The 25,828-nt window shown below is 61.8% G+C and carries 25 protein-coding genes; 8 read left to right on the top strand and 17 right to left on the bottom strand.

What is annotated here, in order from left to right; all coding sequences use genetic code 11:
• Nucleotides 1–177: 177 nt before the first annotated feature.
• On the bottom strand, nucleotides 178–1,065 hold the full coding sequence (locus tag ACYU70_RS20415; RefSeq protein ID WP_342296012.1) for a septal ring lytic transglycosylase RlpA family protein: 888 nt from the start codon (nucleotides 1,063–1,065) through the stop codon (nucleotides 178–180).
• A 346-nt stretch (nucleotides 1,066–1,411) separates the two neighbouring features.
• Here ACYU70_RS20415 and ACYU70_RS20420 point away from each other — a divergent pair, with 346 nt between their 5' ends.
• Nucleotides 1,412–2,338: a DUF72 domain-containing protein gene (locus tag ACYU70_RS20420; protein ID WP_342296009.1), complete on the top strand. Its 927-nt coding sequence runs from the start codon at nucleotides 1,412–1,414 to the stop codon at nucleotides 2,336–2,338.
• Nucleotides 2,339–2,460: 122 nt separating this feature from the next.
• On the opposite strand, the gene ACYU70_RS20425 is transcribed toward ACYU70_RS20420, so the two are convergent.
• From ACYU70_RS20425 to ACYU70_RS20480, 12 genes are all read right to left on the bottom strand, one after another.
• Nucleotides 2,461–3,051 (bottom strand): arylesterase, encoded by a 591-nt coding sequence (locus ACYU70_RS20425; RefSeq protein ID WP_342296008.1) that lies wholly within the window; start codon nucleotides 3,049–3,051, stop codon nucleotides 2,461–2,463.
• Nucleotides 3,052–3,178: 127 nt separating this feature from the next.
• Entirely contained in the window at nucleotides 3,179–3,481 is a 303-nt protein-coding gene (locus ACYU70_RS20430) for a DUF4286 family protein (RefSeq protein ID WP_342296007.1), read from the bottom strand.
• Nucleotides 3,482–3,567: 86 nt separating this feature from the next.
• Nucleotides 3,568–4,014 (bottom strand): DUF6526 family protein, encoded by a 447-nt coding sequence (locus ACYU70_RS20435; protein WP_342296006.1) that lies wholly within the window; start codon nucleotides 4,012–4,014, stop codon nucleotides 3,568–3,570.
• Nucleotides 4,015–4,126: 112 nt separating this feature from the next.
• On the bottom strand, nucleotides 4,127–4,522 hold the full coding sequence (locus ACYU70_RS20440) for a hypothetical protein (protein WP_342296005.1): 396 nt from the start codon (nucleotides 4,520–4,522) through the stop codon (nucleotides 4,127–4,129).
• Nucleotides 4,523–4,716: 194 nt separating this feature from the next.
• Complete coding sequence (locus ACYU70_RS20445; RefSeq protein ID WP_342296004.1) at nucleotides 4,717–5,955, bottom strand: MFS transporter; 1,239 nt, start codon at nucleotides 5,953–5,955, stop codon at nucleotides 4,717–4,719.
• Nucleotides 5,956–6,012: 57 nt separating this feature from the next.
• Nucleotides 6,013–6,993 carry a cation diffusion facilitator family transporter gene (locus tag ACYU70_RS20450; RefSeq protein WP_342296003.1) on the bottom strand — a complete coding sequence of 327 codons (981 nt, stop codon included), beginning with the start codon at nucleotides 6,991–6,993 and terminating at the stop codon, nucleotides 6,013–6,015.
• A gap of 141 nt (nucleotides 6,994–7,134) precedes the next feature.
• Nucleotides 7,135–7,827 carry a ClpP family protease gene (locus ACYU70_RS20455; RefSeq protein WP_460616088.1) on the bottom strand — a complete coding sequence of 231 codons (693 nt, stop codon included), beginning with the start codon at nucleotides 7,825–7,827 and terminating at the stop codon, nucleotides 7,135–7,137.
• A gap of 85 nt (nucleotides 7,828–7,912) precedes the next feature.
• Nucleotides 7,913–8,167, bottom strand: a complete 255-nt coding sequence (locus ACYU70_RS20460) for a hypothetical protein (RefSeq protein WP_460616089.1) — start codon at nucleotides 8,165–8,167, stop codon at nucleotides 7,913–7,915.
• A 3-nt stretch (nucleotides 8,168–8,170) separates the two neighbouring features.
• On the bottom strand, nucleotides 8,171–8,743 hold the full coding sequence (locus ACYU70_RS20465; RefSeq protein WP_460616090.1) for an RNA polymerase sigma factor: 573 nt from the start codon (nucleotides 8,741–8,743) through the stop codon (nucleotides 8,171–8,173).
• A 140-nt stretch (nucleotides 8,744–8,883) separates the two neighbouring features.
• Complete coding sequence (locus ACYU70_RS20470; RefSeq protein WP_460616091.1) at nucleotides 8,884–10,587, bottom strand: flavin monoamine oxidase family protein; 1,704 nt, start codon at nucleotides 10,585–10,587, stop codon at nucleotides 8,884–8,886.
• 181 nt (nucleotides 10,588–10,768) lie between these two features.
• Nucleotides 10,769–13,228 (bottom strand): TonB-dependent receptor, encoded by a 2,460-nt coding sequence (locus tag ACYU70_RS20475; protein WP_342299029.1) that lies wholly within the window; start codon nucleotides 13,226–13,228, stop codon nucleotides 10,769–10,771.
• A 96-nt stretch (nucleotides 13,229–13,324) separates the two neighbouring features.
• Nucleotides 13,325–13,675, bottom strand: a complete 351-nt coding sequence (locus ACYU70_RS20480) for a hypothetical protein (protein WP_342299028.1) — start codon at nucleotides 13,673–13,675, stop codon at nucleotides 13,325–13,327.
• A 171-nt stretch (nucleotides 13,676–13,846) separates the two neighbouring features.
• Between ACYU70_RS20480 and ACYU70_RS20485 the strand changes: the two genes are divergently transcribed.
• A complete protein-coding gene (locus tag ACYU70_RS20485; protein ID WP_342299027.1) occupies nucleotides 13,847–14,323 on the top strand; it encodes a hypothetical protein in 477 nt (158 codons plus the stop codon).
• Nucleotides 14,324–14,542: 219 nt separating this feature from the next.
• Nucleotides 14,543–16,360, top strand: a complete 1,818-nt coding sequence (gene htpG / locus ACYU70_RS20490; protein WP_342299025.1) for a molecular chaperone HtpG — start codon at nucleotides 14,543–14,545, stop codon at nucleotides 16,358–16,360.
• Nucleotides 16,361–16,481: 121 nt separating this feature from the next.
• Here htpG and ACYU70_RS20495 read toward each other — a convergent pair whose 3' ends face one another.
• Nucleotides 16,482–17,396 (bottom strand): class I SAM-dependent methyltransferase, encoded by a 915-nt coding sequence (locus tag ACYU70_RS20495; protein WP_342299023.1) that lies wholly within the window; start codon nucleotides 17,394–17,396, stop codon nucleotides 16,482–16,484.
• A 116-nt stretch (nucleotides 17,397–17,512) separates the two neighbouring features.
• On the opposite strand from ACYU70_RS20495, the gene ACYU70_RS20500 reads away from it, so the two are divergent.
• The gene (locus ACYU70_RS20500) at nucleotides 17,513–18,481 is read left to right on the top strand and encodes a YpdA family putative bacillithiol disulfide reductase (protein ID WP_342299021.1); all 969 of its coding nucleotides are present in this window, start codon (nucleotides 17,513–17,515) and stop codon (nucleotides 18,479–18,481) included.
• A gap of 61 nt (nucleotides 18,482–18,542) precedes the next feature.
• On the opposite strand, the gene ACYU70_RS20505 is transcribed toward ACYU70_RS20500, so the two are convergent.
• Nucleotides 18,543–19,943, bottom strand: coding sequence for an SGNH/GDSL hydrolase family protein (locus tag ACYU70_RS20505; RefSeq protein ID WP_342299020.1), 1,401 nt, complete (start codon nucleotides 19,941–19,943; stop codon nucleotides 18,543–18,545).
• Between the two features lie 29 nt (nucleotides 19,944–19,972).
• Nucleotides 19,973–21,316: an OmpP1/FadL family transporter gene (locus ACYU70_RS20510; RefSeq protein WP_342299019.1), complete on the bottom strand. Its 1,344-nt coding sequence runs from the start codon at nucleotides 21,314–21,316 to the stop codon at nucleotides 19,973–19,975.
• Nucleotides 21,317–21,466: 150 nt separating this feature from the next.
• On the opposite strand from ACYU70_RS20510, the gene lptB reads away from it, so the two are divergent.
• The 3 genes from lptB to ACYU70_RS20525 all read left to right on the top strand — a co-directional run bounded on the left by lptB (nucleotide 21,467) and on the right by ACYU70_RS20525 (nucleotide 24,229).
• Nucleotides 21,467–22,198 (top strand): LPS export ABC transporter ATP-binding protein, encoded by a 732-nt coding sequence (gene lptB, locus ACYU70_RS20515; RefSeq protein WP_342299017.1) that lies wholly within the window; start codon nucleotides 21,467–21,469, stop codon nucleotides 22,196–22,198.
• Nucleotides 22,199–22,308: 110 nt separating this feature from the next.
• A complete protein-coding gene (locus ACYU70_RS20520; RefSeq protein ID WP_342299015.1) occupies nucleotides 22,309–23,859 on the top strand; it encodes a GH3 auxin-responsive promoter family protein in 1,551 nt (516 codons plus the stop codon).
• A 136-nt stretch (nucleotides 23,860–23,995) separates the two neighbouring features.
• A complete protein-coding gene (locus ACYU70_RS20525; protein ID WP_342299013.1) occupies nucleotides 23,996–24,229 on the top strand; it encodes a hypothetical protein in 234 nt (77 codons plus the stop codon).
• A gap of 15 nt (nucleotides 24,230–24,244) precedes the next feature.
• On the opposite strand, the gene ACYU70_RS20530 is transcribed toward ACYU70_RS20525, so the two are convergent.
• Nucleotides 24,245–25,027, bottom strand: a complete 783-nt coding sequence (locus tag ACYU70_RS20530; RefSeq protein WP_342299011.1) for a TIGR00266 family protein — start codon at nucleotides 25,025–25,027, stop codon at nucleotides 24,245–24,247.
• A gap of 185 nt (nucleotides 25,028–25,212) precedes the next feature.
• Here ACYU70_RS20530 and ACYU70_RS20535 point away from each other — a divergent pair, with 185 nt between their 5' ends.
• A complete protein-coding gene (locus ACYU70_RS20535) occupies nucleotides 25,213–25,821 on the top strand; it encodes a toxin-antitoxin system YwqK family antitoxin (protein WP_342299010.1) in 609 nt (202 codons plus the stop codon).
• The last annotated feature ends 7 nt before the right edge of the window (nucleotides 25,822–25,828 follow it).

Consider the following 25,828-nt stretch of genomic DNA (forward strand, 5'->3'; position numbering starts at 1 on the left):
GCAGAGCGGCGGCATGTCGGTAGGAAGCAGGGAAGACAAAATAGCAAAAGCCCTGGTGGGGCGACACTCACATTATGAGTGTCGCCCCACCAGGGCTTTAAAATTATTAGAAACGGTGCTACTACCAATATGCCTCCGCGCTGCGGGCAGTGTTGGCGTATCAGCGCAATGCTAAACTCATCGAAGCGCAACTTCGCGCACCAGCCCACCGATACCCCAGACCAGCAATTGCTGGCGCACGGCTTCGGCCTCGGGACGTTCGCCAAACTGGCCCACGAGCACGCGGCTGCGCTGGCGCCCATCGAGCAAATCCTGGGAGATGGTTACGCTAAGCTCCGGCATCAGCGACTTGATGCGGGCCTGCACCGTCTGGGCATTGGCAGCATCAATGAAAGAGCCGGCCTGAATGAGGAAACCGGCCGGGCAATTCACCGATTCGGTGGTGCTGATGACTTCGGCTTTGGTGGCGTGCGCCGCGGCGATGAGCGTGGCCGTAGCGTTGACTCTGGCTGCTGAGTCAGCGGGGCTGATGGGGGCATCCGGGGTTACCGTGTAGGTCGTGAACGCGGCTTCGGGGTTGGGGTCGGCGGCGAAGAGGGCGGCCAGGTTGTTGGGGGTAGAAGCGGGGCCGAGGGGTGTTTCGGGGGCTACTACTTCGGCTACCACGGTAGCGGCACCGCAGTCAACCACGCCCAGGGGCTTGGCGGCGGCTTCGGATAAGTCGAGGATGCGCTGGTGGCGGAACGGGCCACGGTCGGAAACCCGCACCACGACCGACTTGCCGTTTTTCACATTGGTAACCCGCAGGCGGGTGCCGAAGGGCAGGGTTTTGTGGGCGCAGGTGTATTTGAAGCGGTTGTAACGCTCGCCGCTGGTGGTGCGTCGGCCTTGGAAGTAACTGCCATACCAGGAGGCCCGGCCGCGCAACACCGTAGTGGCGGTGCTAGTGGCAGGAACTGCTTTGGTGGTACCGGGGGCGGTGCGCGCCGAAGCGCCCAGCAAAGTCAGTAGAAAAAAGAAGCAACTGGAAAGGACGAGTACTTTAAGGCGACGAGATAAAATCATGCGATTTGCAGATGGTGAGCAGGACAAACATAGACCCATCCATTTGAGCAATGCTAAAAATCCGCTGACCTCTACTAACCGAATTAGGTTAAAAATTGTCCTTTATCCAGAAAACTTGCATTTAATTAATCTTCATGTTGGCCTGAAAAGTAGCCGTGAGGTTGCCTCAAAGTATATTTTGCCGAATTGGGCCTTTGCCATTGCACAGGTACCAAAATTAGATTATGCGACGGGTATAAAATTTGGGCATCGGCCCTACGACTACCTTTGAAACCGGGTTGCATAAGTCCGGTTTTTATCGTAAGAGCAGTAGCCCGCCGCCGGGCCCTAACCCTACCTTTGTCCCATGGATTTTGGCCGCTTACCCGACCTTCGCTACGTTGATTTCAGCCTGCCGCCCGACCATCCCGAGACGGCCCGGGTGCTGGCCCGCGCCCGGCTCACGCAGCCTGCGCCGGCCCGCATTTACGTCGGCTGTCCCATCTGGACGAATAAGGAATGGCTGGGCACGTATTTCCCCGCCGGCATCAAGGAGCCCGACTACCTGCGCTACTACGCGCAGCAGTTCAACAGCATTGAGCTGAATACCACCCACTACCGCATTCCAGATGCCACCACAGTGCGGCGCTGGCGCGAGGCCGTGGGGCCGGATTCGGGCTTTAAGTTCTGCCCCAAGCTGCCGCGCAGCATCAGCCACGAGCGGGAATTATTTCAGGCCGATGACCTGGTGGTGACCACGGCGCGAGCCTTCGAAGGGCTGGGCGACAACCTGGGCTGGGCCTTTTTGCAGTTGCCGCCGCACTTCGGCCCCGAGCATTTGCCGCGACTGGAACGCTTCCTGGTCGACTTCCCCGAGACCGTGCCGCTGGCCGTAGAGTTGCGCCACCCGCGCTGGTTTGCCGACCGCGTTTTGGCCGATGCCGTATTCGCAACCCTCGAAGCCCTCAACAAAACGCTGGTGATAACCGATGTGGCCGGCCGGCGCGACGTGCTGCCCCTGCGCCTGACCACGCCCACCGCCTTCATCCGTTTCAACGGCCACGGCCTGCACTCCACCGACTACCACCGGGCTGATGCCTGGGCTGAGCGCATTGCCGCCTGGGTGGCGCAGGGCGTGCACGAGGTCTACTTCTTCATCCACCAAAAAGACGTGCGTCACGCGCCGGTATTCGCTCAGTATTTATTGGAGAAAATCCGGAGGCTAACGGGAATTGTGGTGCCGCCGCCGCACATCATTCCGCAGCCGGTGCAGGGGAACCTGTTTGGGTTTTAGGAGGTGCTTGCTATCAGCCATCTGTCATCCTGAGCGCAGCGAAGGACCTTATTACGTTCAAACAGCTTTCGTCCAAATGTGATAAGGTCCTTCGCTGCGCTCAGGATGACAGAGGTGTTAAGTCACAAACTAACCGGCTGTTGCAAGAGCGGCCCAAGCACCTGCCACACGTTTTCGGCCAGGATTCTCTGGCCGGCTGCGTTGGGGTGCACGCCGTCGGCCAAGTTCAACTCACGGCGGCCCAGCACACCTTGTAAGAGGAAGGGCACGAAGGGCAGTGAGTTTTTATCGGCCAGGGTGCGGAACAGGGCTTTGAACTCGGTGGCGTAGTGGGCCAGGCGGTGGCCGCCGAGCGGGCCAAGGTCGAAGGGAAACTCCAGGCCAGCTAGTACCATTTGGGCCTGCGGATACTGCCGCCGCACGGCATCGATGATGAACTGGAGGTTCTGGGTGGTTTCGCGGACGGGGATGCCCCGGATGCCGTCGTTGGCCCCGAGGGCCAGCACGAATACGTCAATCGGGTGGCGGGCCAGCACGGCGGACAGGCGCTGGCGGCCGCCGGCGCTGGTTTCGCCGCTCACGCCGTAGTTGTAGGCTTTATAAGGAAGCGGGTGCTCGTCGAGCCGCTGCTGGAGGATGCTGGGGAAGCTGTTGGCGGCCGGCAGGCCGTGGCCTGCGGTGAGGCTGTCGCCAAAGAAAATAATATTTTTCATATAGTGCTGTTTAAACAGCACAGTAGACTTTTTCGTGCCCGACTGGTGGGGTCGGCAAGAACCAGAAAGAACGTCATGCTGAGCGGAGTCGAAGCATGACGTTCTTAAATTAAGCTGAGGCAGGGCTTTACTCCACCACTTCCAGCACGGTGCGGAACGAGACGTACTTGCCGGCGAAGTGCTTTTCCATATCGGCGCGGAGGGAGGGGGCGCAGATGGCCTGGTATTCTTCGAGCTGCTCCAAGCTGAGGCAGTAGTATTGGGCGGCGTAGGTGATGCCACCTTCTTCCTCGTTGAGCAGGCGACAGAGCTGGCTCTTGATGAAAAAGCCGGTTTCCATCACCTCGGGCATGTGGGTGGAGCGCATGTAGTCCAGCCAAGCCTCGGCGGCGGTGGGCTCGATGCTGCTGGTGACGTTGTAGAGAATCATAGGAATGGAGTGACTGAGTGAGGAGGTGACTGAGTGAAGAAACGGTGAATAAAGCACTCAGCCGCTCCCTCACGCAGTTGCTCTTTTCAGACGCGCATGGTGTCGAACTGAAAATCAGTGATACGGGCCTGAATGTCTTTGGGTGAAAGATTGGACGTGGCGGCGGCCTGGGCCAGGGCGGGCAGCTCGGCATCGCCGGCCAGGCGCAGGCTCAGGATTTGGCTGAGGCTGAGCTGCTTTTCGAGGGCATTGAAGCGCTGGCCGCTTACCTCAAAATAGCGTTGGCGCACCTCAAGCCGGCAGATGCGGTCCTGCAATTGCAGGGCGTAGTGCTGGCGCAGCATCAGGAGCACGCCCAGGCCGATGATGGCCAGGGCGGCCACTGTGAACCAGAGCCGGGCCGTCTGGTCGTCGTCGCCGGCCACTTTGGTGTAGCGCAGAATGGCGTAGCCGGCCATGAGCCCGGCCAGCGGCAGCAGCACGAAATGGTGCCAGGGATAATATTGGGCGGTGTTTTTGGTGGGGGTGGGCATGCGAAATGAGGTGATGGGGACTAAAGCAGGGGAGATGGGTTGGAAAGCGGGCAATAAAAAACTCCGGCCGAAGCCGGAGTTTTTTTCATAGAAAGACGGCGGGCCGACTTCTTTATTTCATTTCCTTGGCGCGTTTCTTTTCGGCTTTGGCCATGTCGCGGGCGGCGCGCTCCTGCTTCTTGGCTTCGGAGGCGGCGTGGCGCTGCTCTTTCAGCTGGGACTTTTGCGCTTTTTCCTGGTTGCGCTGCTCGCGGAGCTGCTTTTTGAGGTCGGACTGCTGGCTGGCGTTTTGCTGAAGCTGGTTTTTGCTGTCGCGCACGGCCTGGTCGCTGTTGTTGCTTTGCTGTTTTTGCGCCTCGTAGGTGGCTTTGGTATCGGCGGCGCGCTGCTGCTGCTGCTCAATGGTGAGCGGAGCCGGCTGTTGGGCTTCGGGGGTGATGGGGGTTTGGGCGTGGGCCGAGAGGGAGGAGGCCACGATAATGGCCAAAAGGCCGAGGAGCTTTTTCATGGGGGCGGGTTGTGAAACCCGGTTAGGTATGGCCTGTGTACGCCGCGCCTACCGCAAGGTTTTCAGAACCAGGGGGAAATAGCACGTCATGCTGAGCGCAGTCGCAGCATCTCTACCGCAATGCTAAACCTGTCGATTAGGATTAGTTAAACGGTAGAGATGCTGCGACTGCGCTCAGCATGACGGCCTGGGGGCTATTCCTCCACGTAGTCCAGGTCTTTGCCGTAGCTCTCGGGCAGGGTGCTCACGGCCCAGAAGGCTATTAGCAGCGACACGCCGCCCAGCACGGCCGCGCCCGGCACGAAGCCCAACTGCCCGCTCAGGTACTTGAAGGCGGGCACCAGGCCCACCACCGCGCCGCGTGCGAAGTTGGGCGCGGTGGTGGCTACCGTGGCCCGTAGGTTGGTGCCGAACTGCTCGGCGGCCACCGTCACAAACAAGGCCCAGAAGCCCACCGAAATGCCCAGCACGAAGCACACGGCGTAGAACGTGGCCGGTGAGGCGCCTTTTATTCCAAACAAATACACGGCCACCAGCGTGGCGCAAAACACCAGAAACACCTGCAGCGCCTTGTTGCGCGAGTGCCAGAGCTGGCTCAGCGCCCCGCTCATGAAATCGCCAAACACCAGCCCGAAATAGCACCAGAACACCGCCAGCCCGGCCGTGACCTCGCCCGTGAGGCCCAGGGCCCGCCCAAACTCCGGTGCCAGCGTGACCAGGATGCCCACCACGAACCACAGCGGCACCCCAATCAGCAGCACGCGCAGGTACTTGCCCAGGCGGGTGGGGTGGGTGAAGAGGCTCAGGAAATTGCCGCGCGATACTTCGGCCTGGGCCTGCACCTGCTGGAACATGCCCGACTCGAACACGCTCACGCGGAGCAGGAGCAGGGCCAGGCCCAGGCCGCCGCCCACGAAATAGGCGTTGCGCCAGCCCAGTTTTTCGCCCACCCAGTAGCCCAGCATAGCCCCGCTCACGCCTACGGTGGCCACTATCATGGTGCCGTAGCCGCGCTTTTCCTTGGGCAGGCTTTCGCTGACGAGGGTGATGCCCGCGCCCAGCTCGCCGGCCAGTCCGATGCCGGCGATGAGCCGCAGCCAGGCGTATTGGTCGATGGTTTGGACGAAGCCGTTGGCAATGTTGGCCAGCGAATAGAGCAGAATAGAGCCAAACAGCACCGAGAGCCGGCCCTTTTTATCGCCCAAAATCCCCCACAGAATGCCGCCGAGCAGCATGCCGCCCATCTGCATATTTATCAGAAACAAGCCGCGGTCCGTCACGGCCGCTTTGTCAATAATGCCGAGGTCATTGAGGCTTTTGACGCGCACGATGCTGAACAGAATCAGGTCGTAGATGTCGACGAAATAGCCCAGCGCGGCTACGATGACGGCAGCGCTGAGAACGGTGGTTTTAGTAGGGTGGGAAACTTGCATGGCGAAATGTAGCACCAACTTGTGGTGCCACAAGCGGCTCGCCAGCTCCCTAAGGCATTAGTGAGCGTGCGCCGCTTCCGACACGGCCGGCGCGGCCAGCTCGCAGTGGCTGTGGCAGCCGCCGGGCAGGGGGCCGTCCTCGACCTGCACGGTGCTGTGGCGGATGTTGAATTCGGTTTCGAGGCCCTTGGTGAGGGTGGCCAGCCAAGCGGCATCGGCCTGGCCGGGGCGCACGAGGTGGGCCATGAGGGCGGCATCGTGGCCGGCGCTGCTGAGGCTCCAGATGTGGAGGTCGTGCACGGACTCGACCTCGGGCTGGGCCAGCAGGTAAGCACGCACGGCTTCGGGGTCGATGCCGTCGGGCACGGCTTGCAGGCCCAGGCGGAGGCTGTCGCGCAGCAGGCCCCACGAGCTATAGGCGATGAGACCGAGGATGATGAAGCTGATGGCGGGGTCGAGCCAGGCCCAGCCGGTGAGCAGCACGAGGCCGCCGCCGGCCACCACGCCCACGCTCACCAGGGCGTCGGTCATCATATGCAGGTAAGCGCCGCGCACGTTCACATCGGACTGGCCGCTGCGGAAGAGCAGGGCGGTGATGCCGTTGATGAGGATGCCGACGCCGGCCAGCAACATCACCCAGCGGCCGTTGACGGGGGCGGGGTGGCGCAAGTGGTCGATGGTTTCCCAGAGAATGAAGCCCAGCGCGGCGTAGAGCAGGGCCGTGTTCAATAGCGCGGCCTGGATGGTGGCCCCCCGGTAGCCAAAGGTGTAGCGCCGGGTGGCGGGCCGGCCCGCCAGCCAGGCCGCGCCCCAGGCCAGGGCCAGGCTGAGCACGTCGCTCAGGTTGTGGCCGGCATCGGAGAGCAGAGCGCTGGAATTGGCCCAGAAGCCGCCAATGGTTTCGGCAACCACGAAGGCCAAGTTGAGGCCAATGCCGATAGCGAAGGCAGCGCTGAAGCCGCCGCCGGGAGGCGGGGCGGCGTGCTGGTGGCCGGCGTGCGAGTGGCCGGGGGCGGAATGGTCGTGGTCGTGAGGCATGGGGCGAAGCGTTGGCGCTGCGCGAAGAACGTAAACGGTTGGGCTTTGGGTGCGATGAAGTAGCGCGGACTTTGTAGTCCGCGCCCCGGAACGACACCCGAATGACGCGGGGACGCGGACTACAAAGTCCGCGCTACTGTGCTACGGCCGCGTCAGCACTTCGTCAATCAGGCCGTATTCTTTGGCTTCGTCGGCCCGCAGCCAGTAGTCGCGGTCGGAGTCGGCGTGGATTTGCTGGTAGGTTTTGCCGGTGCGCTCGGCGTAGATGCCGTAGAGCTCCTCGCGGATTTTAATGACCTCGCGGGCGGTGATTTCGATGTCGGCCGACGGGCCCTGCACGCCGCCCGAGGGTTGGTGAATCATGACGCGGGCGTGGGGCAGGGCCGAGCGTTTGCCAATAGCGCCGCCGCAGAGCAGAAACGCGCCCATGCTGGCGGCCAAGCCGGTGCAGATGGTGGCCACGTCGGGCGTGACGTACTGCATGGTGTCGTACATGCCGAAGCCGGCGTAGACCGAGCCGCCCGGCGAGTTGATGTAGAGCAGGATGTCCTTGCGGGCATCGGCCGATTCAAGGAACAGGAGTTGGGCGTTGATGATGTTGGCAATGTTGTCGTCCACGGCCTGGCCGAGGAAGATGATGCGGTCCATAATCAGGCGCGAAAACACGTCGATTTCGCGGAAGTTCTGCGGCCGCTCTTCGATGACGGAGCGGGTCATGTTGGTGATGAAGGGGCGGGCCAGGGCTTCGGTGCGGGTGAGGTATTGGTCGACGATGAGGCCGTTGAGGCCCTGGCCGTGGACGGCGAATTTTCGGAATTCGGTTTGGTTGAGCATGATGAGGATGGGGTGGAAAAAGGTATGGCGATGCCGGCCCGGCTGAAAAGCAGGGAAGGAAAGCCCGTAATGGAGGTTGGGTTATCTACCCTGGCCAGAGGCGGCGGAGCCAGGCAAACCGGCCCGTGTGCAGTCGCTCGTGAATTAGGCGCAACTCGCGCCGGAGCTGCTGGCGGCCCGCCAAGCGCAGGCCGTGGTAAAGCTGGCGCTGGGCATCGGTATCGGCAGCCAGCTCGCCATCGACCAGCAGGCGCACGTTCCAATCCTCGGCCGGCAGGGCGGCGGGGCCGTTCAGGAGCTGCTGCTCAATTAGGTGCAGGCGTTCGAGTTCGGTACGCATGGTTTAATATTCGATATTCTCAGCCGTGAATGCCCGGCGCACCGAATTTCGCAGCCGCTCCAGGCACTTGAATTTCTGCACCGTGGCCGAGCGCACCGAGCGGTAGCCATTGGCCTGGGCAATCTGCGTGAGCGGCTGCTGGAAGTAGTAGAAGGCCAGCAGCACGTTCCGGCATTTCTCGCCCAGACGCTCTACATAGTCCAGCACGGCAAAAGCGGGCTCGGCGGAATCCTCGACTTCTTCGGCGGCTAAAACGGCTAAGGGTTCCGCGTCATCGGGCAGAGCCTCGTGCGGCAGGCGGGCGCGGCGGCGCTGCTCGTGGTGCCACAGGTTGCGCGCAATGCCCACCAGGTAGGTGCTGGCCGATGCCGTGAGCACCAGCGTGCCTCCCACCGCCTGCTCGTAGAGAATGACCAGCGCATCCTGAAACACGTCCTGCGCATCCTGGGCCGTGCCGCCGTGGTTGCCCACGTAGCGCCGTACCGGCGGGAAGGCCCGATGGTATAGGCGCGTCAGGGCCTGCTCGCGGTCGGCGAGCAGGGCATCGCGCAGGGCCGTGGCGGATGGCGCGGGCATTGGAAGTGGGAGGGAAGCAGTCATTGGAGCAGCCATTTACTAATTAATCCATTTCCGGCCCAATTATCACCCATCACCCCAAAAAAAACGGCCGCACCCCAAACGGGATGCGGCCGGCTCTATACGTATTGCCGACGGGCTTACACGGCCAGCACTTGCTCGCGCCGGCGCAGGAAGCGGTGCACCAAGGCGGTGGTGCCACTCCGCAAGGCAGCCTGAATGCCGCTGGCGGCTAGGCGGCCGGTTTCGGCAGCCCCGTTCATGTAGCCCTGGTACCAGGCGCTGCAATGCTCGCCGGCAAAAAAGAGGTTGCCCACCGGCTTGCCTTCGGCCCCGGCAATGGTGCTGTATTGGCCCACCCGGTAGCAGGCGTAGCTCGCCAGCGTGTGCGGGTGCGTGGGCCAGTGGAAGCGCTGCACGTTGCCGTTGAAGGCGGCGCGGGTGCCGGGCCAGGCGGCATCGAGCACGGTGAGGTGCTGGCTGGCCTGCGACTGCGGCGTGCCCGTGCCCATATCGATGCCAACCTGCCCACCCACAAACACAGTGAAGGTGCCCACATTGCCGGGCTGCAGCTGCGAGCCGTCCCAGCCGCCCTGGGTCACGGTGTCCGAGAAGAAATAGCCGGTATAGCCGTTGGTGCGCCAGGGCCGGCCGTTGAAGCCCAGGAAAAGCTTGGCGTTGGTGCCGTAGCCCAGATTTTGGATGGCGTTGGTTTTCCAGGTGGGCAGCGGCAGGTTGAGGGCCACCGTGCGCAGAATGGTGAAGGGAATGGTCAGGGCCACGTAATCGGCCGTGACCACGGTGCGGGTGCGGTCGGGCAGCTCGAAAGTGAGCTGGTACTCGGCGCCGGACTGGCTCAGGGCCACCAGCTTGCGCTGGAGCGTGATTTGCCCGGGCAGCTGCGCCGCCACGGCATCGACCAGTAACTGGTTGCCACCCTTGATTTTGTACCGCTCGTCGCTGATGCCGAAAATGTCGAACGTGCCCTTGCTCGCATCAGCCTGAAACATCCACAGGAAGTTGATGGCCGTCTGGTCGTTGGCTTCGCGGCCAAATTCGGTCACGTACGCCTCTTCCAGCAGCGTCCGAATCCAGCCCGTCATCCCGATGGAATCGAAATAAGCCGAAATCGAGAGTTGGTCGAAGCGGGCGGCGCTGGCGCTCAGGTGGTCGTAGGTGATGTTGTTGTTGGGCAGCGAGCGGCAGTCGGCCTGAATCTGGTTGGCATACGGCTGGAAAGCCTGAATGACCTGCGCCACGCTATGGTGCTGGCCCCCAAAAAAGTAGGCGTCCTTGGTGAGCACCGTTTCGCTGGGCGATTCCACGTCGTAGAGCGGTAGGCCGAACTCCTGCACCAGCCCCAGCATATCGGCGTGGCCCGAGTCGATGAACTCGCCGCCCAGCTCCGTGGTCACGCCCGGACCCATCAAGCCGGAAGCCGTGAAGATGCGGCCGCCCACGCGGTTGCTGGCTTCGTAGATGTCGGCCCGCACGCCGGCTTTTTTCAGCTGGTAGGCGCAGTTGAGGCCGGCCATGCCCGCGCCCACAATGGCAATACGCGGCGCGGTAGCCTTGGCATCGGCAAAGCCGATAGCGTCGGGCGCAGCAGGCTCAATAGCTACCTTTTCGCAGGCGGCCAGCAGGCCACCGGCTCCCACCAGCACGCCCAGTTTGGTGGTGATGGCCAGGAAATCGCGCCGGCTCTGGCCGGTGGCCAGCTCCGCCAGCTCCTCAGCCGAGGGCCCGCCGGGCTCGTTGGCCGCCACGGCCAGCTGAAAGGCTTTTTGCAATGAGCGCAGCAGCGAAGTACGGGCCTTGGGAATGTTCGTAAAGAGTTCGGACATATAAACTGGAAAAGGGCGGGATTTATGAAATTTATCGAAAGAAACAGTTTTATATCGGGATAAAAAAATACGGTCGGCGACTTCCATCTGGAAGCCACCGACCGTTGCAAATTGCCGGTTGGTGATTAGTCGGCGAGTAATAAGGGCCCAGTTTCGCCCGGCCTGTGAAAGCCGCGCGCCGCTACTTGAACGCCAGCGGCACCACCAGCCGCACGCTCACATTACGCCCCTGATTGAACACGCCGTAGCGGCCATTGGCCACATTCAAATCAGCGTATTTCAACCGGCTCAGATGGCTCTGGTAGCCCACATCGAACAGATTATTGGCGGTGATGAACAGCGAAAACAGCGTGCGACCTTTGGCATCGGCCAAATCGGTGCCGATGCCGGCGTTGATGAGCGTGTAGCCGGGCGTGGCCGTCTCGGTGTCGAAGGCCGAGAAGTAGCGGTTCTGGGCGAAGGTGTGCTCCAGCTGCACGCGGGCGTAGGGGTTGGTGATGCGCTTGCCCTGGCGGCGGAAATTGGCCCGCAACTCCGATTGCAGCCGGTCGCCGGGGATGAAGGGCAGGTACTTCTCGGCAGCGGGCACGTTCAACTGCTCAGCGCGCACCATCGAAAACGAGTTTTCAAAGTGCAGCCAATCCAGCGGGTGGGGGTGGAAGTCGAGGCTGACCTCGCCGCCCACCAGGCGGGCCTGGCCCTGGTCGTACTTATAGGCCCGGGTGTCGTCGCGGAGCGAATCACCCCCGCTGGCCGTGAGCAGCCGGCGCGTGAAAATGTAGTTGCTGATGCTGTTCTCAAACGCATCGACGCTGAACCGAACGTGGTCCGTGACGTAACTCACACCGGCGTCCACCTGCAGACTGGTTTCGGGGCTAAGGTTGTCGTTGCCGATTTCGTAGCGAATGGTGCCTTCGTGCTTGCCGTTGGAGCCCAACTCGGCAATATTCGGCGCGCGGAAGCCGCGCGAGAGGTTGGCCTTCACCGTCAGCTTCTCGTTCAGATTATACGCCGCGCCCAGGCTGCCGCTGTAGTTGCGGAAGGTGCTCAGAAAGCCTGGAAACTTGGTTTCGGCCGTGGGGGCATTGCTGGGCCGCTCATTGCTGTCGAGCAGCAGCTTATCGGCTGAAATCTGGCGCACATCGTACCGCAGCCCGCCGCTGATGTCGAGCGAGCCAATGGTTTTCTTGGCCACGCCAAACACGCCGCCCTCGTTCACGCGGTAGGCCGGAATCAGGAATTCCTGGCCTAGGTTCTGGTTTTGCTGGTGCAGGCCGCTGGTGCCCACGGTCAGGTTCCAGCCATTTTTTTCGGGCAGGAAGTAGCGCAGCGAATAGTCCACGGTGCGCAACTGGAAGTAGAGCGAGGTTTCGGCGGGGTCGAGCACGTTGCCGTACTCGCGGCGCAGGTTCTGCTGGTAGCTCACCTGCAGGCCAATACGGCCGCCGTTCGAGCCCAGAATGAAGCTGTTGTCGGTGCCAATGCGCAGGTGGTTGATTTGCTGCTGGGGGACAGCCAGGCCGTAGCCGCGCAGGTCGCTGTCGGTCACGGGTACGCTCAGGGTCGAGTCGCCGCTGGGCACGTCCTTCACGAAGCGGCCGGTTTGCGGGTCGCGGGCACCCTCCGTCAGCCCCAGTCGCTGGTTGAACGTGCTGAAGGTGAGGTGCGAATAGCCCCAGCTTTTATTCACGCCCACGTAGCCGTTAGCATCCCACTCATTAAAACCCGAGTTGTACACCCGGCCATCGTAGCGGTTCTGGTAGTCGCCGGCCACCTTGCGGGTGCCCCGCGCCAGCCAGTTAAAGCCGTTGAGGTTGCCCGCATTCTGGAAAGAGTAGGCCTGCAGGTGGTTATTGGTCTGGTAGTTGGCCGTAGCCGTGCCGGTGATGTGGCCCTCGGCAATGGGGTCAGGGGCCACGAAGTTGATAACGCCGGCCATGGCATCGGAGCCATACAGCAGCGAGCCCGGACCTTTGATAATCTCGGCCCGGTCCACGCTAAACTCGTCAATCTCAATGCCGTGCTCGTCGCCCCACTGCTGGCCTTCCTGCTTGGCCCCGTTGTTTAGGGTGATGACGCGGTTGTAGCCCAGCCCGCGCACGACAGGCTTGCTGATGGCCGCGCCGGTCGTAATCTGGCTCACGCCCGGCGTGTGCGCAATGGCATCCACCAGATTCGAGCCGGCCGTCTGGTTCAAGCGCGTGTGGTCGACCACCGAGGTCGGAATAGGCGAGCGCCGCAGCTGCGTGGCCTGCGACACCCCGGTCACCACCACCTGCCCAATCTCGGTGGCCGCCACCGTCAGCTTGAAATCGAGCGGCTGGCCGCTGCCCGTGTCCACGGTCTGCGTCACGGTGTTGTAGCCCAGCGAGCGCACCTGCACCGTGAAACGCCCCCGCGGCAGGCTGCTGAAACTGAATGAGCCGTCCGGCCCGGCGGCCGTGCCCTGCTTTAGGTCGTCGAAAATAATGTTGGCTCCCGGCAGGCCCTCACCGGTAGCTGCATCGGTAATGCGGCCGGTGAGGGGCGGGGCGGCCATGCGCACACGCGGCGCAACGGGCTGGGTATTCTGAGCAAAAAGAGCTGTCGGCGCTATCGCCAGGCCCATTAATAAAGAGAAACGGGGAATAAGGAATGACATGAAAAAAGCCAAAGCAGCCCGGCCCGCCAACCGCGCAAAAGCGCGGCTGCGGGCGAGGCAGGGTAACACCAAGAAGAAAAAGGAATGCGCCGGAGGTTAGGCGAGGGCGGGCGGGCCGCGCAACGACCGCGCAAAAAGCACTTCGCCCGCCGCCGGCCGCACGGGCGGCAAAGCGGGCGTAGCGGCGTAGCGTATGGCCACGCGGGGCTGGGGCGCAGCCACCGGCACGGCGGCCTGAAACGCTACGTCATAAAACTGCTCTACGTCGCAGTGCTGGTGCTTGGCGCTGACAAGTGCCTTGCCCTTGTGGCGGAATGCCGGGGCCTGGGCCGGCTCTTCAATGGTGTGGGCGTGAGGGTGCATCGCCAGAATCCACGCCTCGGGCAGCAGCGTCCGCACGAGGCAGAGCAGCAGCAGCAGGGCTAGATGGGAACGGATGGCTTGCACAATACAAAGATGGAGGTAAAGGCCGGAAGTTGCTCAGTAAATAAATTTTACGAGTGGTTACTGTTCACCAATCCATCGCGCTACATTTCCCGTAATGGTGCCGTAACTTGCTGCCCGAGCGGCCTTTTAGCGCCTTTTTCTGTGATAATTAGCAATATTCCTGACTTTTCTTTGCAATACGACGAACAGCTGAGCCTGTTGCGTATCGAATGGGCCTCAGGAGCCGACACCCGTACCCTGCGCCAAAGCGCCGAACAACTCCTGGCCCTGGACCGGGAGCTGGGCCCGCGCCACCTGCTGCTCAACATGAATACCTTTCCCGACATCTCGGTCTACGACCAGGTGTGGCTGGGCGTGAGCTGGATGCCGGGCATCGTGAAGCTGCCGCTGGAGCGCGTGGTGCTTGTGAACCACCGCCACCGCGTGCACAACCAGCTGGCCATCGATTCGCTGCTGGCCATGTTTCGGAGCATTATTAAGTTTGATATTCAGTATTTCCCCCAGCCCGAGCCCGGCCTGCAATGGCTGTCCGACTACTCGGCGCGCCTGCCCGAGCTGCAGGCCGAATGGGACGCCGTATTTGGGTCCGGCCCGGTTTCGGCTGGTAGCTTCGAAGCTCCGCACCGGAGCCAGCCCGAGTTGCTGTAGCCAGACCACATACTTGTCATTCCGACGAAGGAGGACGATGCCTGGACGGCTTTACTCAGATTCCTCCTTCGTCGGAATGACAAGTATGGGCCGCAACCGGCCGCTGTCAATCTGACAGCTGATTACCCCTTGGAACGTCCTTTGAAAGCTACGGAAACCGTGGCCGGGGCCTCTGCGCCCAGCCATTCCGTCTGTATTCAACCGTTTCCATCTTATATCATGCAAGAAACCGGCTCCATCTCCATCCACACCGAGAACATCTTCCCGATTATCAAGAAGTTCTTGTATTCCGACCACGAGATTTTCCTGCGGGAACTGGTCAGCAATGCCGTCGATGCCACCCAAAAGCTGAAAAGCCTGGCCCAGCTGGGCGAGTACAAAGGCGAGCTCGGCGAGCTGAAAGTGCGCGTGACCGTGGACAAGGAAGCCCGCAAAATCACGATTTCTGACCACGGCCTGGGCATGACCGGCGAGGAAATCAAGAAGTACATCAACCAGATTGCCTTCAGCGGCGCCACTGAGTTTGTGGAGCAGTACAAGGACAAGGATGCCGCCACGAAAGACCAGATTATCGGTCAGTTTGGCCTCGGTTTCTACTCGGCCTTCATGGTGGCCAGCGAGGTCGAAATCTTCTCGCAGAGCTACAAGGAGGGCACCGAAGCCGCTCACTGGACCTGCGACGGCAGCACCTCCTTCACCCTGGAAACCACTGAGAAAGCCGAGCGCGGTACCGACGTGGTGCTGCACGTAGCCGAAGATTCAGACGAGTTTCTGGAGGAGGCCCGCCTGCGCGGCATCCTCACCAAGTACTGCAAGTTCCTGCCCATTCCGATTGAGTTCGAAGGTGAGCTCATCAACGACACCAACCCCATCTGGACCAAGCAGCCGAGCGAGCTGACCGATGAGGACTACAAGAAATTCTACCAGGAGTTGTACCCCATGAGCATGGACGAGCCCCTGTTCTGGATTCATCTGAACGTGGACTATCCGTTCAATCTAACTGGTATTCTGTACTTCCCGAAAGTGAAGGACGAGCTGCAGTTCTCGCGCAACAAGATTCAACTCTACTCGCGCCAGGTGTTCATCACCGACGAGGTGAAGGACGTGGTGCCCGAGTTTCTGATGCTGCTGCACGGCGTGATTGACTCGCCCGATATCCCACTGAACGTGTCGCGCAGCTTCCTTCAGGCCGACGCGGCGGTGCGCAAAATCAACACCTACATCACCAAGAAAGTAGCCGATAAGCTCAGCAGCCTGTTCAAGCAGGACCGCGCCGGCTACGAGGAGAAATGGGGCGACATCGGTATGTTTGTGAAGTACGGCATGCTGAGCGACGAGAAGTTCTACGACAAAGGCAAGGACTTCGTGCTGCTGAAGAACGTGAACGGCAAGCTGTTTACCATCAACGAGTACACCGAGCACATCCAGGCCAACCAGCAGGACAAAAACGGCAATACCGTCATCCTCTACACCAATGATGCCGAGCACCAGCACGGCTTCGTGGCGGCAGCCCAGGAGCGTGGCTACGACGTGCTGAACTTCGACCAGGTGCTCGACCCGCACTTCGTGGGCCAGCTGGAGCAGAAGCTGGAAAAAACCAGCTTCAAGCGCGTGGATGCCGATACGCTGAGCAAGCTCATTGAGAAGGACGACACCACCGAAAGCGTGCTGAGCGAGGACGACACCAAGAAGCTGGAGGAAACCTTTACCACGGCTATTGCCAACCCGGCTATGCACGTGAAAGTGGCCGCCCTCAGTCCGCAGGATGCGCCCGTGGTCATCACCCAAAACGAGTTCATGCGCCGCATGAAGGACATGCAGCGCACTGGCGGGGGCGGCGGCATGCAGATGTTCGGGGCCTTCCCCGAGTCCTACGATGTGACCGTGAACGCCAACCACCCGCTGGTGAGCAAAGTGCTGGCCGACGGCGGCGACAAGCTGGCCAAGCAAGCGTTTGATTTGGCGCTGCTGTCGCAAGGCATGCTGAAAGGCGAGGCCCTGACTGCCTTCGTGAAGCGCAGCACGGAGCTGCTGTAGCCGTAGCGCGGACTTTTAGTCCGCGACCGAATAGCAAAAAAACGCCTGAGGCTTTAAGCTTCAGGTGTTTTCTGCTTTAGGGTGCTGTTTTAATATTGGGGCCGCGGACTAAAAGTCCGCGCTACTTCACGTTCCGCGCCACCACAAACATGCGGTCGCCAAATCGGCCCGTCAGCTTGTTCAGGTAATACGTCGGGTATTGCCCGGCCAACTTGCTCACCTTCTCTACCACGCTGCCGCCGAGGCGGATGTTCTTCGGCGGCTTCACCGGGTTCAGCAGTTCCACCACTTCAAAGCCCTGCTTCTTGAGCATTTTGGTGATGGTGGCGGGGGTGAACTCGAACAGGTGGTAGGGCGGAATGTCCATCTTGCGCTCTTTGCCCAGTGCGCCATAAGCCGCGAAGCCCAGGCGCACGGTGGGCAGGTTGAGCGTGGCCGGCAGGGCCAGCACCAGCAGCCCGCCCGGCTCCAGAATGAGGTGGAACTTGGCCAGCGTGGCGCTGGGCGAAAGCAGGTGCTCCAGCACGTCGCCCATGTAGGCGAGGTCGAACTGGTTTTCGTGGAAGTCCTCGGTGGTTTCGATGTTGCCCGTCACCACGGGCAGGTGCAGCTCGCGGCGGGCAAAGTCGGCGGCGTGCTCGGAGATTTCGAGGCCGTGGGCTTCCCAGCCCAGCGCCTCTAGGCTTTTGAGGGTGTAGCCGGGGCCGCAGCCCACGTCGAGGTAACGGAACCGGCGGCCGGGGTACTTGGCCAGAATGTAGTTCGTGAACTTGTCGGGCCGAACCTGGTTTAAAGCAGCCTGCTTCTGGCCTTCTTCGATGAACACTACTTCCTGCTGGGTCCGGTCGTAGTTGGGGCGCTCGGTGAAATAGTCCTTCCCGTAGAGCCGTTCCAGCTGCGCGGGCGTGGGCTGGGGGTCGAGAAACATCAGGGCGCAGCTGCGGCACTGGGTGCCTTGCAGCCGCTGGCCTTCAAATTCGTAATAGAAAGGCAGCTTCTTAAAATCGGTGCTGCCGCACAAGTCGCAGGTACGCATGGCGCAAAGGTAGGGGCGCATATTTGCGTCTCAGCGTCTGGGCCAGTTGGTTTCGAGAGAAGGTGTACCCCATTAACCGTTCAACGACAAGACGCAAGTATGCGTCTCTACATCATATGCTCGACGTTCTCATCATCGGAGCCGGCCCCGTGGGCCTGGCCTGCGCCCTCGAAACCCAGCGCAAAGGCCTCAAGGTCGCCATCATTGAAAAGGGCGCACTGGTCAATTCCCTGGTGGGCTACCCCACCAACATGGAGTTTTTCTCCACGCCCGAGCTGCTCGAAATCGGCGGCTACCCCTTCCCCACGGCGCACTACAAGCCCCTGCGCGAAGACGCCCTCGACTACTACCAGCGCGTGGCCCGCGACGAAAAGCTGGATATCCGCCTGCATGAAAAGGTATTGAAGCTGGAAGGCGAGCAGGGCAATTTCACCATCACTACCAGCAAAGGTGAAATCCCGACCCGCAACGTCATCGTGGCCACCGGCTTCTACGACTTGCCCAACCCGCTCAACGTGCCCGGCGAGGATTTGCCGCACGTAAGCCATTATTACAAGGAGCCCTACCAGCACGTGATGCAACACGTCGTCGTCATCGGGGCCAAAAACTCCTCGGCCAAAGCCGCCCTACAAATGACCCGCGCCGGGGCCAAGGTCACGCTCATCGTGCGCGGCCCCGCCATCAGCGATTCCGTCAAATACTGGATTCGCCCCGACCTCGTCAACCGCATTGCCGAAGGCCGCATCACGGCGCATTTCAACACCACCGTCACCGCCATCACCCCGGCGGCCATCGAAGTCCTCACGCCCGACGGGCCGCTCACCATTCCCACCGATTTCGTGTACGCCCTCACCGGCTACCACCCCGACGAAGCCCTGCTCGGCCGCCTCGGCGTGCAGCCCGACCCCGATGACGAGGCCTGCGCCCCGCTCTTCGACCCCGCCACCCACCAAACCACCCGGCCCGGCCTGTTCGTGGCTGGCACCGTGTGCGGCGGGCGCGCCACCAGCCGCTGGTTCATCGAGAACGGCCGGCACCATGCGCAGCTTATTGCGGCGCACCTGAGCACGCAGATACCGGCGTAGTCATAAAAAAAAGGCCTTCCCTGGAGCAGGGAAGGCCTTTTTTCCAGGCAAAGCCGTTCGCTTACGGGAACAGCACGCCGCGGTAGTCGTTCGGTGCCACGGCCGGGATTGCCGAGCCGTAGTACGAGTTGATAACGCGGATAAACTCGTTGGCCACCACGGCGTAGCCGCGCGGCGTGGGGTGCACGCCATCGAGGCTGAACAGGTTGCCGGAGGCAAACGTGGCCGTGTTGTTCACCGCATTGGTCACGATGCCCTGCTGGGCAATGCTGGTGAAGAAGGTGTTCATATCGGCCAGGGCCACCTTATTCTGGCGGGCCGTTTTGGCGATGATGTTGTTCAGCTGCGTAGTACGAGCTACCACTGCCGCCGCTTCGGTAGCGTCGAGCACGTAGTTATTAGGCAACGGGCTGGTGGGCAGGCTACCAGGGGCCGTACCACCGGCCGCTACCACGGCGGCAATGTAGCCTTGGGTAGTCAGCGTCAGCAAATCAGCCGAAGTAGCCAGACGCACTACGGGCGCGGCGGCCGTACCAGTGGTGATAAACACGCCCGGCGATGCCGGGTTGGCCGCCTTAAACGAGGCCGCAACAGCCGCGACGGTTACCGTGGTGAAATACGGAATCGTCGTCACGTTCGGGATGTTGGCCGCAACCCCGGCTACCGTGCCGTTTTTCGAGATGGTCGACAGGATGTTGCGGTAGCCCCGGCCGAAGCTGGTGGTATCCGTCATGCCGCTGAAAGGGTTGGTGGCGCTGGCAACCCCGCCGTTGGTGGCGAACGTCAGCACGTCGTTGTTGCCCATCCAGCAGGTGAAGAACGTCGGGGTTTTCTGGCCGATGTAAGTCACGTAGTCTTTCGTGCCCCGGTCAGCCGCCGGCAGAATGCGCTGGTAGAAGTTGTTGAGCACGCCGTAGGCCGCCGCGGCACCCCGGGTCTGGGCATCCACGGTTGCGTTGCCGCTCGAAGAAGCCGTTTTATCGGCGCTCAGCACCGAGATGCCGGGCACGCCCAGGTTATCGGGCTGGTTGCCAGTGTAGGCCTCTAGCTCCGTTGGGAAGGCTGGGTTATTGGTGTAGGCCACCTGCTCGCCGAGGAAGCTGTTGGCTGCCGAGGGCTGCACGGGGGTAGTTGTGCCGTTCACGACCCGAAGCTGCACGTAGCCCGAGCCATCCTTCTTGGTGGCCGAAAACGAAGGCTGCACGAAGGCCGAAGGGCCTTTGCCCGTCTTGGCAAACTGCTGGGCCAGAATGGCGGGGTACGACGAGGCCTGGGCCTCGTTGTACAGGCCACCGTCGGAGTAGCCCGAGGTGAGGGAGTTGCCCACGGCTACGTAGCTGCTGAAGTTCAGCGAGCCGGCGTCGGCGGCAGGGCGGTTGTCCTCCAGCGTGGGCTGGCAGCTGCCCAGCGTCAGCCCCAGCAGGGCCAGAGCGGGCAGCGAGTAGTTAAAAGTGCGTTTCATTGTTATGCGTCGGAATGCGGGGGTGGGAATTAGAATTTAACGTACAGCCCCACGCCGGGAATGGCAATGGTCGTTTTGTAGGTGCCGGCCACGCGGTCGGTGGTGCCGTTGTTCACCAGGTCGGCCTGGCTCTGGCTGCGCTTCAGGAAATCCTCGAACAGGAACGACGCATCAACGCCGAAGCGCTTGGCAAACTCGTAGGAAACACCGGCCGACAGGCCAATGCGGTCCGCATCCGGGGTTTCGGGGCTCACGTAGCCATCTTTCACCGCCGCCTGGTCGAAGAAGCCGCCGGCGCGCACCGTCAGGGCCTCCGTGGCTTTGTACTGGGCACCGAGGCGGAAACACAGGGCATCCTGGTAGTAGCGCTTGGCCGAGGAAGAAGTATTATAGGTGGTTACACCATTCGTTGTGGTGCTGCCCAGGCGGCTGTCGGTGTTTTCACCGGCTTTGGCGAAATCCTTCGCGTAGCCATTATTGCCGCTGTAGTTGAAGTCGAGCGTGCGGTACACGTTCCAGAACACCAGGTTGGCATCCAGCGAAACCGTCAGTTTCTCGGTCGGCATCACGGCTACGCCCACGCTGGCCGTGGCAGGCAGGGGCAGGGTGGCCGAAAAGTTGGTGGCCGTGAAGGCGGCCCCGGTCGAATAAATCACGTCGCGCAGGCGCACGTCACCGTTTTCAATCTTGGCATCTACCTGCGAGCGGTAACTGGCGCCCACGCTCAGCTTGTCGCTGGGCTTGAAGAAGATACCCACGTTGTAGCCAAACGTCTGCTTGGCCTTGCCGTTAAGAGTGACGTGAGGCGTAGGAGCACCGCTCTGGGCCGACAGCGGAACGTCTTTTTGCAGGTCCACGTCGCCATAGGCCAGCATCACCAGGCCCGCGCCGATGCTCAGCTGCGGCGTGATGGCGTAGGAGCCCGTAACCTGGGCGAAGATGGAGCGCAGGTTGATGTCCGTGAGGGAATAGCGGCCTTCCCAGTTGCTGGCGTAGTGCAGCTCGCTGCCGAAGGGTGTATAGGCGCCGATGCCGATTTTCCACTTGCCTTCCTTCGGGCCGAAACCGGCGTAGAAGTTGAAGGGCGTCACCAGCTTGTTGTTGAGTTCGCTCTGACCGCCGCCGCTTTCGGGACGGAAGGCACTGCGGGCAATGGCTCCGTTGAAGCCTACCTGCACGCCGTTTTCGCGCACCATGGCCAGCGCGCCGGGGTTGTAAAACATGGCGGCCTGGTCAAGCGTCAACGCCACGCCGACACCGCCCATGCCGATGTTTTTCTGGCCGCCCAGGTTCACCTGAAAGCCACTGGCAGACGCGGCCGACGCGCTGACCAGCAGCGTGCCCCCCGCAAGGAGTAGTGTTTTTACCGTCATAAAAAAAAGAAAAATTAGGTGGGTTAGGTTGTGGGCTTAAAAGTAACGGAAAATTTCACGCCATTTGTTAGGCAAGCCGAATATTTCACCCGTTTCAATCGTTTGACGCGGCATTCGCCCGCCTTCCGCCCAGCCCGTACCTTTGCCCCTATGATTCTTCGCGCCGACCACCTCGTTAAAAAATACAAAGCCCGCACCGTCGTCAACGACATGTCGGTGACCGTTGAGCAGGGCGAAATCGTGGGCTTGCTCGGGCCGAACGGGGCCGGGAAAACCACCTGCTTCTACATGATGGTGGGCATGGTAAAGCCCAACGGTGGTCGCATCTTTCTGGATAACACCGAGATAACGACCATGCCCATCTACCAGCGGGCACGCCTCGGGGTGGGCTACCTGGCCCAGGAAGCCAGCGTGTTCCGCGACCTGAGCGTGGAGGAAAACATCATGGCCGTGCTCGAAATGACCAGCATGAAAAAGCAGGCCCGACACGACAAGGTGGAGGAAATGCTCGAAGAATTCAGCCTGACCCACGTGCGCAAAAATCTGGGGAAAGTATTGAGCGGGGGCGAGCGCCGCCGCACCGAAATAGCCCGCGCCCTGGCCGTAGACCCCAAATTCGTGCTCCTCGACGAGCCCTTCGCGGGCGTCGACCCCATCGCCACCGAAGAAATCCAGGGCATTGTGGCCAAGCTCAAGCACCGCGGCATCGGCGTGCTCATCACCGACCACGATGTGAACTCCACCCTCAGCATCGTGGACCGCGCCTACCTGCTTTTCGAAGGCAAGCTCCTCAAAGCCGGCACCGCCGAAGAGTTGGCCGGCGACGAAACCGTGCGCCGCGTGTACCTGGGTAAGAATTTCGAGCTGAAGCGGAATGTGTGATGAGCAGCAGTTTTGCTGAATAATACAGACCGTCATGCTGAGCGCAGTCGAAGCATCTCTACTGCGCTCAGCATGACGGTCTTTTAACCCACCAACCCGCCCACCCGCCTATGCTCGACCAGCTACTCGCTCATGCCGTCCAACTCAGCAGCCTGCCGCGGCTGGCCCGCATCCGGCAGCAGCCGCTGGAGGTGCAGGCGCGGCTGCTGCGGGGGTTGCTGCGCCGGGCGCAGGGCACGGTGTGGGGCCGGCGCTACGGCTTTGGGGAGAAAATGACGCCTGCCGACTTTGCCCGGCGCGTGCCCGTGAGCACCTACGAGCAGCTGTACCCGGAGCTGGAAAAGGTGTTGCGCGGCCAGCCCGACGTGCTCTGGCCCGGTCGCCCGCAGTGGTTTGCCAAAAGCAGCGGTACCACCAACGCTCGCAGCAAGTTCATCCCCGTCACGGCCGAGGCGCTGCACGACTGCCACTACCGCGCCGGGCGCGACATGCTGGCCCTGAGCACGCACCTCTACCCCCGCGAGCGGCTGCTGGCCGGCAAAACCCTCTCGCTGGGCGGCGCGCATGCCCCCAATCCCTTCCGGCCCCACGAGCCGGCCTCCCGGGTGGGCGATGTGTCGGCCGTCATCATGGCGCAGCTGCCGGCCTGGGCCGAAATATTGCGCACCCCGCCCCTCAAGCTGGCTCTGCTGGATGAATGGGAGGAGAAGATTGAGCGCATTGCCCGGCACGTATTGCGGCAGGACGTGCGCGTGCTGGCCGGCGTGCCCACCTGGACGGTGGTGCTGCTGCGCCGTGTGGTGGCCCTGGCCGGGGCCGAAAATATTACCCAAGTGTGGCCGCAGCTGCGGCTGTTTCTGCACGGTGCGGTGGCGTTTGGGCCGTACCGCGAGCTGTTTCGCCAGCTCATTCCCGATGCCCGGATGCGCTACCTCGAAATATATAATGCCTCGGAAGGCTACTTCGCCTTGCAGGACGAGCCCGAAAGCGAAGACCTGCTGTTGCTGCTCGACCACGGCATCTACTACGAATTCCTGCCCGCCGACCAGTGGACCGCGCCCGACCCGCGCCCCGTACCCCTGGCCGAAGTAGAGCTGCATCGGCCCTACGCCCTGGTCATCAGCACCAATGCCGGCCTGTGGCGCTATGTGGTGGGCGATACCGTGCGCTTCACCTCGCTGGCCCCTTACCGAGTGCGCATCACGGGGCGTACCAAACACTTTCTCAATGCCTTCGGCGAAGAAGTGGTGATTGAAACGGCCGAGGCCGCCGTGGCCGCCGCCAGCCAGGCCACCGGCCTGCTAGTGCGCGATTTCACGGCGGCCCCGGTCTGGTTCACGGCCGACAGCGCCACCTCGCGGGGCGGGCACGAGTGGGTGATTGAATTTGCTACCGCGCCCGCCGCGCCCGATGTGGCCCGGTTCGGAGCCGTGCTCGATGCCACGCTCTGCGCCCTCAACTCCGACTACGCGGCCAAGCGCCACCGCAGCCTGGCACTGGCCCCGCCCAAAGTGCGGGCCGTACCCGGCGGCACCTTCGACGCGTGGCTGGCCCACCAGGGCAAGCTGGGCGGCCAGCATAAAGTGCCGCGCCTGCTCAACTCGCGCGACGTGCTGGAGGCCGTGCTGCGTGCCGCCAGCTTGGCGGCGGGACCAGTATAACGGCTAATTCTGGGGGCTTCCTGTATCCATTTATGGTGTCAATTATGCGTTTGGCATAGAGGATTTGGATTTTAGTCGAATAGAACCTGTATATATTGAGTTAGAAGTGGTAATATTACCATCATATTCCCACGCAATGTCCTATACCACCGAATTGTCAACCGCCCAAAAGTCAGCTTATAAACGTCCCTACAAGTCGCGACAGCAGCGCCGCGAGGCCGACCGTCGCAAGCACGACGAGTCCAGCGACATGAAATTTCTGGTGCGCGTAGCCGTGGGCGTGGCCCTGGTGCTGGCCGTGGCCCTGGCGTTTGTGCTCAAAGGCGCCATGAGCCCTGCCGGACCCGCCACCACTGAAGCGTTGCAATAAAGGTCTTTGGGCCCCCTACTCGTCGAGCATTCCGCCGAGGAGGCCACCCAACACCCCGCCGCTTTCTTTCTGGGCATTGCCGCCGCCCGGGGCCAGCGCCCGAATAAGTTTTTTGACGGGCATGGACTGCAGCCACACGCGGCCACTGCCGCGCAGCGTGGCCAGCAGCAGCCCCTCGCCCCCGAATATCATCGACTTGAGGCCGCCCGCCCGGGCCACGCTGAAGTCGATACCCGGCTCAAAGGCCACCACGCAGCCCGTATCCACCCGCAGCAGCTCGTTGTTGAGGCGCTTCTCGATGATGGTGCCGCCCGCGTGCACGAAGGCTTTGCCGTCGCCGGTCAGTTTCTGGAGGATGAAGCCCTCGCCGCCAAACAGGCCGGCCCCGAATTTCTGGTTGAAATGCAGGCTGATTTTGGTACCCCGTGCGGCGGCCAGAAAGCCGTCTTTCTGCACGATGAGGCCGGCGGGCATGTCCCGCAAGTCAACCGCGATGATGGTGCCGGGATATGGAGCCGAGAAGGCCACCTTGCTCTTGCCAAACCCACCCCGGTGCGTGAAGTGCGTGAGAAACAACGACTCGCCGGTGATGAGGCGGGTGCCGGCCGAAAACAGCTTGCCCATCAGCCCCTGGTCGGGCTCGGAGCCGTCGCCCATCTTGGTTTCAAAGGCAATGGCTTCTTCCATGTACACCATGGCTCCGGCCTCGGCAATGACCGTCTCATTAGGGTCGAGCTCAATTTCGAGCACCTGAATATCGGAGCCGAGGATGCGGTAGTCAACGTCGTGGGAAGTCATGGCGGGGAGAATATTTGGTGCGGCCAAAGATAGAGCCGCCGCCATATCTACGCATAGGCCAGCCGGTTTTTATCCCTGTATAATTTGGGACGAAAGAGAGCAGCCCGGCGCACAATATTTCGGCGGGCTTGCGTTGGATAGTTTCTTTTAACTAATTTTATAGTTAAACTTAACTTCCTTGCCGTATGCACATTACTCGCCTGTTCCTCCTGGGTTGTTTTGCTTTGCTGCTGGGCGCTTGTGCCGGCTCGCGGGGCACCGCGCACTACGGCCCCCGGGGCTTCTGGCGGCCCAACCGCTTCGACCGACACGGGCTGGAAACCGGGCGCTGGCGCACGTATTATGACTCGGCCGACCGGCAGCCGTTCACGGCGGGGCGCTACCGCCACGGCCGGCCGGTGCGCACCTTCCGCTACTATGCCCCCACAGGCCAGCTCGACCGCAGCGAGCAGTACCGGCGCGAAGGATTTTGTGAGGTAACGTACTGGCACCCGGACGGGCAGGTGGCCCGCCGGGGACACGCCCAGTGGGTGACGGGCAGCGGCAAAACGCCCCGCTTCTACTGGTTTGGCCCCTGGACGAGCTACAACGAAGCCGGCCAGATTACCAGTCTCCAAACCTACGCCGACGGCACCCTGACCCGCACCGAAACCTATGAAAATGGCCAGCTCACGCAGGTCGAAACCTTCGATAAAGACAAGCGCACCCGCGTTGAAACCTACGCCGACGGCCAGCTCATCAAAGTAGAATCCTTCGAAAAGGGTTTGCGCACAGGCACCACCAACACGCTGTAAGTAATTG

This window comes from Hymenobacter segetis, from assembly GCF_054776495.1.